The organism is Streptomyces sp. NPDC044063, from assembly GCF_056434285.1.
The window spans coordinates 47358-57718 of the sequence record NZ_JBWKFM010000010.1; the positions used below are offsets into that span (position 1 = coordinate 47358).

Below are 10361 nucleotides of genomic sequence, written 5' to 3' on the forward strand. Positions count from 1 at the left end.
TCCCCTCCCCCCCCACCCCCCCCCCCCCCCCTCTCCCTCTCCCCCCCCCCCCCCCCCCCCCCCCCCCCCCCCCCCCCCCCCCCCCCCCCCCCCCCCCGGGACCGGTTCAGATCCGCGACAGGATGCCCCCCTCCGTCCGGGGGAGGGGCGGTATCAGCGTCATCGCGGGCCGGGCGGAGAAGGGCGGAGGGGTCGTGTCCGGTCTGTCGGCGTCCAGCAGGCCCGAGCGGGCCGCCGTGATCCCCGCCTGGAAGCGGCTCTCCGCGCGCAGTTCGTCCATGATGCTCGCGATGTGCCGGCGGAAGGTGCGCGGCGACATCCCCAGGCGGCGGGCGACGACCTCGTCCTTCAGGCCCGTGGCCAGCAGCCGCAGGATGGTGCTCTTGAGGGCGTCCAGGGTCTCGCCGTACCGGACGGCGCCCTGGTCGAACTCGACGGCCGCGTGCCAGGCGTGCTCGTGGACGCCGCGCAGCAGGCCCACGACGGTGGGGTCGTAGATCATGGTGCTCTTCGGCTCCGCCTCCTCCGGGTCGCTCGTGGAGGGCAGGACCGCCAGGGCCGCCTTGCCGTCGAGGACGACGAGGTGCCCGAAGAGGTCGTCGCAGGTGCGGGCCGTCGCCCCGGCGGCCGTCGCCTCCTGGACCCGGGCGCGGGCCCGGGCGTCGGTGCGCGCGGTGTGCTGGTGGAGCGTACGGACCCGGACGCCCCGGGCCAGCAGCCGCAGGGCCGTCGGCCAGACGTGGCGGTCGAACAGCCGGGCGCCGCCGTCGCAGCCCCCCGCCTCCATGATCAGCATCTCGGAGGAGCAGTGCCGGGCGGCGTCGGCCAGCCGCAGCCGCAGGTGCTCCTCGTTCTCCGGGATCACGACCGTCTCGTGCCGCATCCGGTCGCGCTGGGCGGAGGTGAAGACGTCGGAGAAGCTCCGGAGCCGCTGGTGGATGGCGGCGAGCCGGTCCTGCCGCTCGTGGATCTGCTCCTCGATGGGCGCGATCAGCTCCACCTGGGCCGCGCTGGGGCTCACCCCGACGAAGACCTCCTTGGACGCGTCGTACCGGACGAGTTTCAGTTCCGTCAGCAGATCGAGGGCCCGTCCGATCTTCTCGCGGGGCAGTCCGAATTCCCGCTCGGCCTCCGGAAGATGTATTTCCGTGCGGTGCAGGGACCAGGCGTAGATCTGAAGTGCCAGCTCATCGGTGTCATCGGCAGCCGGTGCGGTCCGCTCCGGTGCGGTTCGCTTCATCGTGAATTCCCTCGTCATCGGCCGTTCCCGAGATCCGCCATGATTTCCCCGGCCAGTCGGGCGGGACTGTCGGCGAAGAAGAAATGGTCCCCGGGCAATTCCGTCAGCCGGAAGTCGCCCGTGGTGTGTTCCTTCCAGGCCGCCGCGTCCGCCGGGCCCACGTAGGGGTCGGCGGTGGAGAGCAGGAAGGTGACGGGACACGCCAGGGTGTCGTCCGCCGGCCGGTGGTAGGAGGTGTTCGCGCGGTAGTCGGTGCGGACGGAGCCGAGGATCATCCTGCGGAAGGCCGGCTTGTCGAGGAGCCGCGGCGGGGTGCCGCCGAGCCGGCGCAGCTCGGCCACCAGCTCCTCGTCGGAGGCCAGCGTCAGCCGCAGGCCGGCCGAGGGGGAGGGGCGTCCCGAGACGAAGAGCCTGGTCACAGGGGTGCCCCGGCGTTCGAGGGCGCGGGCGGTCTCATAGCCGACGGCGGCGCCCATGCTGTGCCCGAAGACGGCCAGCGGCCGGTCGGACCAGTCGGCGAGCTCGTCGGCGACGCGGCCCGCCAGGCGTACGACGTCGTCGATCGCCGGTTCCGATCGGTTGCCCCGGCGGCCGGGGTACTCGACCGCCAGCGTCTCCACGGAGGGGGGAAGCGCGGCGGACAGGGCGGCGTACGCGGCCGCCGAGGCGCCCACGTACGGACAGCAGACGAGACGCACCAGGGGGTCGGGTGCGGGGTTGAACACCCTGATCCAGCTCTGGGGGGTGGCAGGGGGTTCGATGCTCAACAGGACCTCCAGAGTCACGAGGTCGCCGAATCGCGCGGCAGTATTCGGATCTCCGCGCAGGTGGCGGTTTCCCTCCGTTATAAATATTCGCGGCGCCGCGTGCGGGCGCAGTTGAACGCAGGGTGGGGGTAGTTGTACGCCGAACGCTAGAAGGCGGGTAGTTTACATGTCCAGCTACATTGTTCGGGCAATGTGGGCACAGGCCGCTTATCGCCCTTGCCGGGGCTGAGACGAGTGCCACGTTTAATTCAAATGTGTACTGGACACAGTCTTTTTCGAGGGCGCCTCGCGCGAGAACCGGCCACCTCGTTCGGCACCGACGCGGGAGCGGCGGATGCGAGACTGGAGGACGACGGATCGGTGCCGGAGCGGCTGTGGAGGAAGACAACCATGCGGGTCGGAGTCGCCCAGTGAGGCTGCTGCACACCTCGGACTGGCACCTCGGACGGTCCTTCCACCGCGTGAACCTCCTCGAAGCCCAGCGCGCCTTCCTCGACCACCTCGTGCGCACCGTGCGGGAGCACGGCGTCGACGCCGTGCTCGTCGCCGGCGACGTCTACGACCGCGCCGTGCCGCCGCTCGCCGCCGTCGAGCTCTTCGACGAGGCGCTGCACCGCCTCGCGGAGCTCGGGGTGCCCACCGTCATGATCTCCGGCAACCACGACTCCGCCCGCCGCCTCGGCGTCGGCGCCGGGCTCATCGAGCGCGCCGGCATCCACCTGCGCACCGACCCGGCCTCCTGCGGCACGCCCGTGCTGCTCTCCGACGAGCACGGCGACGTCGCCCTCTACGGCCTGCCCTACCTGGAACCCGCCCTGGTGCGCGACGCGCTGGGCGCCGAGCGGGCCGGGCACGCCGCCGTCCTGGAGGCCGCCATGGAGCGGGTCCGCGCCGACCTCGCCGCCCGGCCCGCCGGCACCCGGTCCGTGGTCCTCGCCCACGCCTTCGTCGCCGGGGGCACCGGCAGCGACAGCGAGCGCGACATCACCGTCGGCGGCGTCGCCTCCGTCCCCACCGAGGTCTTCCGCGGCGTCGACTACGTCGCCCTCGGCCACCTCCACGGCAGCCAGGCCCTCACCGAGCGGATCCGCTACTCCGGCTCCCCCCTCGCCTACTCCTTCTCCGAGGCCACCCACCGCAAGACCATGTGGCTCGTCGACCTCGGCCCCGGCGGCGAGGTGACCGCCGAACGCGTCGACTGCCCCGTCCCGCGCCCGCTCGCCCGCCTCCGCGGCCACCTCGACGACCTGCTCGCCGACCCCGCCCTCGACCGCCACGAGGACGCCTGGGTGGAGGCGACCCTCACCGACCCGGTCCGCCCCGCCGAGCCGATGGCCCGGCTCGCCCGCCGCTTCCCGCACGTCCTCAGCCTCGCCTTCGCGCCCGACCGCGCCCCCGAGGACACCCACTCCTCCTACGCCGGGCGGATCGGCGGCCGCGTCGACCGCGAGATCGCCGAGGACTTCGTGGCCCACGTACGCGGGGGCCTCGGCCCCGACGCGGACGAACGCGCCGTGCTGACCGCGGTCCTGGACTCCGTCCGCGTGACCGACGCCGCCCGCGAGGTGACCCGATGAGGCTCCACCGGCTGGAGATCACCGCCTTCGGGCCCTTCGGCGGCACCCAGCGCGTCGACTTCGACGAACTCTCCGCCGCCGGGCTCTTCCTGCTCCACGGCCCCACCGGCGCCGGCAAGACCTCCGTCCTCGACGCCGTCTGCTACGCCCTCTACGGCGCGGTCCCCGGCGCCCGCCAGGCCGCCGGGCTCACCCTGCGCAGCGACCACGCCGACGCCGGCCTCCCCACCGAGGTCGTCCTCGAACTCACCGCCGGCGGACGGCGCCTGGAGATCACCCGCCGCCCCGAACAGCCACGCCCCAAGAAGCGCGGCACCGGCGTCACCCGCGAGAAGGCCTACGGCGCCCTGCGCGAGCGCACCGCCGGCGGGGAGTGGAAGGCCCTCAGCCGCTCCCTCCAGGAGATGGGCGAGGAGATCACCCAGCTGCTCGGCATGAGCCGCGAGCAGTTCTGCCAGGTCGTCCTGCTGCCGCAGGGGGAGTTCGCGCGCTTCCTGCGCGCCGAGGAGGGCGCCCGCGCGGGCCTGCTCGGCCGCCTCTTCGACACCGGCCGCTTCGCCGCCGTGGAGGACCGCCTCGCGGAACTCCGCCGCACGGCCGAGGCCCGCGTCCGCGCGGGCGACGACCACCTGCTGGCCCTCGGCCACCGCATGCGGCAGGCGGCCGGCGACCCGTCCCTGCCGGAGGTGGGCACGCCGTCCCCGTCCACGGCGTGCGGCCCCACGACGGAGCCGGACGGCCGCCGTACGGCCGGGGCCGCGGTGCGCGGTGCCGTACCGGCGGCGCGGGGTGCGGCGGGGCCCGACCGGACGGGCGCCGTGGGGCGCCTCGCCGGGGAGCCGGGCGGTCCGGCAGGCGCCGGCACGGGTCCGGCCGGGGTTTCGGCGCTCGGCGCGGCGCCGGCGGGCCGGGGCGCGGCCGCTGCGGCCGGCGCTGCGGCGTCCGGCGTCGCCCCGGCGGCGTGGGGTACGTCCGCGTCGGGCCGGCCGCGTGCCGGCGCGGGTCCCGACGAGGCTTCGGCGCGCGGTGCCGCCGCCCGGGGGCGTGCCCGCGGCCCGGTCGCCGTGCCCGCGCAGCGGGCCGGGGAGACCGTGCTCGGGGCCGGGGACGCCGGGTTGGTCGAGGCCGTGTTGGAGTGGGGGGCCCTCGCGCGGGTCAACGCGCGGGAGCGGCGGGACATCGCCGCGGCCGCCGTACGGGCCGCCGAGCACGACCACCGGGCCGCCCAGACGCGGGCCGACGCCGCCCGCGAACGGTACGCCCTGCAGCGGCGCCACGCCGAGGCCGTCCGCCGGTCCGAGGCGCTCGCCGAGCGGCTCCCGGAGATCCGGGCCGTACGCGAGCGGTGGGAGCGGGCCCGGGCCGCCGGCACCGTCGCGCCCGCCCTGGAGCTCCGCGACCGGGCCGAGGAGGAGCACCGCGCCGCGGCCGCCGCCGAGCGGCGGGCCCGCGAGCGGCTCCCCGCCGCGCACCGCGAGGCCGGCGCCGAGCAGCTGGCCGCCCTGGAGCACGCGCTCCGCGAGGAGCTCGGTTCGCTGGCCGCCGCGCGCCGCGCCGAGACCCGGGCGGAGGAGATCGTCGCGGAGACGGCCCGGCTGGAGCGCGCGGCCGCCGCCGACGAGGCGGCGCTCGCCGACGCCACCGAATGGCTGGCCTCCTGGGAGGAGGACCGGCGCGCCCACCGCCGCCGCGTCGACGAGGCCCAGGACGCGGTGGGCCGAGCCGAGCAGCTCGGGGCCCGGCTGGAGGCCGAGCGCCGGCGGCTCGACGCCGCCCGCCGCCGCGACCGCCTCGCCGGCGAGGCCGACGCGGCCGCGGCCGCCCTCCGCGACGCCCGCGACACGGCCGCCGCGGCCCGCGAGCACTGGCTGGACCTCAAGGAACGCCGGCTGCGCGGCATCGCCGCCGAGCTCGCCGCCGAGCTGGTCGGCGGCGCCCCGTGCGCCGTCTGCGGGGCCACCGAGCACCCCGACCCGGCCCGCGCGGGCGCCGGCCAGGTGGACCGCGCGGCCGAGGAGGCGGCCCTCGCCGCCTCGCAGCGCGCCGACGCGGTACGCGACGAGGCCGACCGGGCGCTGCGCCCGCTCCGCGAGGCCCTGGCCGTGGCCACGGCGGACGCCGGCGAGGCCGGCACCGACGAACTCGCGGACCTCGTCGGCGAGCTGGAGCGCTCCCACGCCGGGGCCCGGGCCGCCGCCGCTGCGCTGCACGCGGCCCGCGAGGCCCTGGACGGTGCCGAGCGGGAGTACGAGCGGCGCCGCGCCGGCCAGGAGGAGGCCCGGCTGCGCATCGCCGCCCACGCCACCCGCCGGGACGGCCTCGACAACGAACTGGCCGCGCTCCGGCGGGATCTGGAGCAGGCGCGCGACGGCTCCGGGACCGTGGCCCAGCGCGCCGCGCTGCTGGAGGAGCGGCTCGCCCTCCTCGCCGGCGCCGCCACGGCCGCCCGGGAGGCGGAGCGCACCGCCGGCCGCCGCAAGGACGCCGACGCCCGGCTTGCCGACGCCGCCTACCGCGCCGGGTTCGACACCCCGCACCTGGCCGCCGAGGCGCTGCTCGACGACGCCGGGCAGCGCGCGCTGCGGCAGCGGATCGACGCCTGGGAACACGAGGAGCGCGCCGTCGCGGCGGAGCTGGCCGACGACGGCCTGCGGGCGGCGGCCGCGCTCCCGCCCGCCGACCCGGACGCCGCGCTCGCGGCCGTCGCCGAGGCGACCCGGGTGCTGCGCGGGCTGTCCGCCGAGGACGCGGCGGCGCGTACCCGCTGCGAGGAGCTGGACCGGCTGTCCGCCGAGGCCGTCGCCGACGCGCGGCGGCTGGCGCCGCTGCGCGCCGACCACCACCGGGTGTCCGAGCTGGCCTCGCTCGCCGCGGGCACCTCGGCGCGCAACGAGCGCAAGATGCGCCTGGAGACGTACGTCCTGGCCGCCCGGCTCGAACAGGTGGCGGCGGCCGCCTCCGCCCGCCTGCTGCGCATGTCGTCCGGCCGCTACACGCTGGTGCACTCCGACGCCCGGACCGGCGGCCGCGGCCGCTCCGGCCTCGGACTGCACGTCGTGGACGCGTGGACCGGCAGCGAACGCGACACCGCGACGCTCTCCGGCGGCGAGACGTTCTTCGCCTCGCTCGCGCTCGCCCTCGGCCTGGCCGACGTGGTCACCGAGGAGTCGGGCGGCATCCGGCTGGACACGCTCTTCATCGACGAGGGCTTCGGCAGTCTCGACGAGCAGACCCTGGACGAGGTGCTCGACGTGCTGGACTCGCTGCGCGAGCGGGACCGCACGGTCGGCATCGTCAGCCATGTCGCGGATCTGCGGCAGCGCGTCCCCGCGCAGCTGCGCGTGGTCAAGGAGCGGTCGGGGTCCTCGGTGCGGCTGCTGACGGCGCCGGCCGGCTGAGCGCGCGGTGGGGGCGCCCCGGAGCGCCCCCACCGGCGGTCGTCACAATGCCGACAGCTCCGCCACCAGGTCGTCCAGGCCCAGGGAGCCCTGGGAGAGGGCGGTCATGTGCCAGGCCTTGAGGTCGAAGGCGTCACCGCGGGCCGCGCGGGCCGCCGCACGGCCGGCCAGCCAGGCGCGCTCGCCGAGCTTGTAGCCGATGGCCTGGGCCGGCATGCCCAGGTAGCGCACGAGCTCGCTCTCCAGGTACTCCGCCGGGCGGCCGCTGTGGAGGCCGAAGAACTCCCGCGCCAGCTCCGGCGTCCAGCGCTCGCCCGGGTGGAAGGGGGAGTCCGCCGGGATCTCCAGCTCCAGGTGGAGGCCGATGTCGATGATGACGCGCACGGCCCGCATCATCTGGGCGTCGAGGTAGCCCAGGCGGCGCTCCGGGTCGGTGAGGAAGCCCAGTTCGTCCATGAGCCGCTCCGCGTAGAGCGCCCAGCCCTCGCAGTTGGCGCTGACCATGCCGATGGTGGCCTGGTAGCGGGAGAGCCGGTCGGCGACGTGCGTCCACTGGGCCAGTTGCAGGTGGTGGCCGGGTACGCCCTCGTGGTACCAGGTGGAGACCAGGTCGTAGACGGGGAAGCGGGTCTCGCCCAGGGTGGGCAGCCAGGTGCGGCCCGGGCGGGAGAAGTCCTCCGAGGGCTGGCTGTAGTACGGGGCCGCGGCGCCGCCGGGCGGGGCGATGCGGGACTCCACGCGGCGGACGCGTTCGGCCAGCTCGAAGTGGGTGCCGTCCAGCGCCTCGATCGCCTCGTCCATCAGCTCCTGCAGCCAGACCCGGACCTCCTCGACGCCCTCGATGTGGGCGCCGTGGACGTCGAGGTGGGCCAGCGCCTCCCACGGGGTGCCCGCGCCGGGCAGGACCCTCTCGGCCTCCACCCGCATCTCGTCGAGGAGGCGGTGGAACTCGGACCAGCCGTAGGCGTACGCCTCGTCGAGGTCCAGGTCGGTGCCGTTCCAGTAGCGCGACCAGCGGGCGTAGCGCTCGCGGCCCACGACGTCGGGGGCGCCCTCGACGGCGGGCGCGTAGACGTCGCGCAGCCAGTCGCGCAGCGCGGCCAGGCCCCCGGTGGCGACTCCGGCGGCCTTGTCCAGCTCCGCGCGCAGCTCCTCGGGCCCGGGCGCCGTGAAGTCGCCGAACCAGCCGGTGCCCGTGCCGATCCACTCGTCCAACTGGCCGAGGACCGTGGCGACCTGGAGCGGGCCGCCCTTCAGCCCGCGGTCCAGGCCCTCGGCCAGGGCGGCGCGGTAGCTGTCGAGCGAGGCCGGCACGGCGTGCAGCCGCTCGGCGATCGCCGACCAGTCGTCGGGGGTGTCGGTGGGCATCAGGGTGAAGACCTCGCGCACCGCGTGCAGCGGCGAGTGGAGGTTGCTGACGGTGCACAGGTGCTCGCCCGCGTCGTGCACGGCCAATTCGGCCGTGAGCCGCTCGCGCAGCAGCCGGGCGCAGCGCCGTTCGGCGTCGCTGTCCGCGCCCGGCCGGGTCTCGGCCCGGTCGAGCTCGCGGAGGGTGGAGCGGGCCAGGTCGGCGACGGCCGCCATGCCCCGGGGGGAGAAGTCCGGCAGCCGCCGCGCGGACTCCGCCACTCCCAGATAGGTGCCGGTGATGGGGTCGAGGGCGGTGTACGCGGTCACATGGGCGTCGGCGACCTGGCGGGGCAGGGGGGTGGTTGTCGTGTTCGGCATGCGCTCATCCTCGTACGCGCGGTGCCGCGCCGTCACCGCATTAAGGAGCGTCAGGACGAGGGGACGTCGAGCCGTGCCCGGCCGGATCGCGTCGTGACGTGCCGGGCGTGCTCGGGGGCGAGCCGGGCGGTGATGACGAGGGTGCCCTCCTCGACCTGGTAGTCCAGCGGCAGGTCCAGGGCGCGCATGGCCGCGACCATGGGGGTGTTGGAGGCGGTGGTGACGGCGTAGACGCTCCGGCAGCCGGCCTCGCCGGCCAGGGCCACCAGCCGGCCGAGCAACTCCCCACCGATCCCGCGGTGCTGCCAGGCGTCCTCGACGAGCAGCGCGACCTCGGTCTCGTCGCCGTCCCACAGCAGGTGGCCGAGGGCCACCAGCCGCCCGGATGCGGTGTACGCGGCCAGGGTGCGGCCGAAGCGCGGGCCGAGCAGGTGGCGCAGATAGCGGTCGGCGTCGGCGACCGGGCCGTGGTAGCGGCGCGCGAGGGTGGTCGAGGAGCAGCGGTCGTGCATGGCGCGGGCGGCGTCCAGGTCGCCGGGTCCGGCCCGGCGGACGGTGATCTCGTTGCCCTCGGGCAGCGTCAGCACGTCGCCGTGCGCCGGCAGGCGGGGGCCGAGGCGGGCGTCGAGCTCCACCAGGGCACGGGCGCGCGCGAACTCGGTGGGCGTGAAGGGGAGGTGGGGGCGCTCGATGGTGATCGACCCGCCGGATGGGTCGCGCAGCCGTATCACGGTGTCCTCCCACGTGCCGTCCTCGGGCACCGGCGCGGCGGCCGGGCCGCCGGACCGTGCCGACCGTTCCGGCACCGAGCGGATCGTGCAGCGGCCGAGGAGCCGGCGGAGCGCGAGGGGGAGTTCGGCGGCGTCCAGCGCGGTGCGGGTGGCCAGGCCCAGGATCCGGGTGGGGGCGTCCACGAGGTCGTGGGCGTCGGCGCGCTCCAGCCAGGTGTCGCGTCCGCCGCCGGCGGCGGCGGACGCCGTCAGTTCGGCGGGGGACAGGGCGGCGGGGGAGCGCAGCAGCAGCTCGTCGACGGTGCCGTCGGCCAGCGGGTGGGTCTGGAGGGAGAGGATGTCGACGTGCCGGCCGGCCAGGGCGAGGCACAGCGCGGCCAGGCTGCCCGGCTCGTCGCGTACGGTCGTCCGCATCCGCCACAGCGTCGTGGCGCCCCGCTCGCCCTCGCCGCCGGGCGCGGCGGCCGGCGGCGGGGTGGCCGGGGCCGGCGCGGCGGCCGGCGCCGGGGCGTGGCCGCGGCGCCGGGACCACCAGGTGTGGACGCCGGCCGTGGCGAGCAGGGCGGCCGCCGAGCCGATCAGCAGGGCCGGGCCGTCGGACACGTGTACGACCGTGTCGGCCACCGTGTCGGCGGCCGCGACCGCGGTGAAGAGGGCGGCCAGTTCCACCAGGTCGCGGCGCCAGTGGTGGTGTCGGCGGGGGTGCGGGTGATGGCCGGGGAAGCTCTTCGCGGAGTTCTCGTCGGTCATGGCACCACCCTGGCCGAGCGGTGTTGCGTGATCACGAACGTCCTGTGTCCGGTGGGTAAAGGACGATCGCGGGGGGGGGGGGGGAGGGGGGGGGGTGGGGGGGGGGGGGGGGGGGGGGGGGGGGAGGGGGGGGGGGAGGGGCGGGGACGGGGGGGGTGGGGGGGGGGGGA

At 76.5% G+C, this 10361-nt stretch carries 6 protein-coding genes; 2 read left to right on the forward strand and 4 right to left on the reverse strand.

Going from position 1 to position 10361, the window contains the following annotated elements:
• Positions 1–106: 106 nt before the first annotated feature.
• Both AC07BS_RS14930 and AC07BS_RS14935 read right to left on the reverse strand, forming a co-directional pair.
• Positions 107–1240 carry a helix-turn-helix transcriptional regulator gene (locus tag AC07BS_RS14930; RefSeq protein WP_478639547.1) on the reverse strand — a complete coding sequence of 378 codons (1134 nt, stop codon included), beginning with the start codon at positions 1238–1240 and terminating at the stop codon, positions 107–109.
• Positions 1241–1254: 14 nt separating this feature from the next.
• Entirely contained in the window at positions 1255–2007 is a 753-nt protein-coding gene (locus tag AC07BS_RS14935; protein ID WP_478639544.1) for a thioesterase II family protein, read from the reverse strand.
• Positions 2008–2417: 410 nt separating this feature from the next.
• Here AC07BS_RS14935 and AC07BS_RS14940 point away from each other — a divergent pair, with 410 nt between their 5' ends.
• A complete protein-coding gene (locus AC07BS_RS14940) occupies positions 2418–3584 on the forward strand; it encodes an exonuclease SbcCD subunit D (protein ID WP_478639543.1) in 1167 nt (388 codons plus the stop codon).
• Positions 3581–6982, forward strand: a complete 3402-nt coding sequence (locus tag AC07BS_RS14945) for an AAA family ATPase (protein WP_478932413.1) — start codon at positions 3581–3583, stop codon at positions 6980–6982. Before AC07BS_RS14940 ends, AC07BS_RS14945 begins: the two co-directional genes overlap by 4 nt.
• A 42-nt stretch (positions 6983–7024) precedes the next feature.
• On the opposite strand, the gene AC07BS_RS14950 is transcribed toward AC07BS_RS14945, so the two are convergent.
• Both AC07BS_RS14950 and AC07BS_RS14955 read right to left on the reverse strand, forming a co-directional pair.
• On the reverse strand, positions 7025–8710 hold the full coding sequence (locus AC07BS_RS14950; protein ID WP_478932415.1) for a DUF885 domain-containing protein: 1686 nt from the start codon (positions 8708–8710) through the stop codon (positions 7025–7027).
• A gap of 50 nt (positions 8711–8760) precedes the next feature.
• On the reverse strand, positions 8761–10191 hold the full coding sequence (locus AC07BS_RS14955; RefSeq protein ID WP_478932417.1) for an N-acetyltransferase family protein: 1431 nt from the start codon (positions 10189–10191) through the stop codon (positions 8761–8763).
• Positions 10192–10361: the final 170 nt, after the last annotated feature.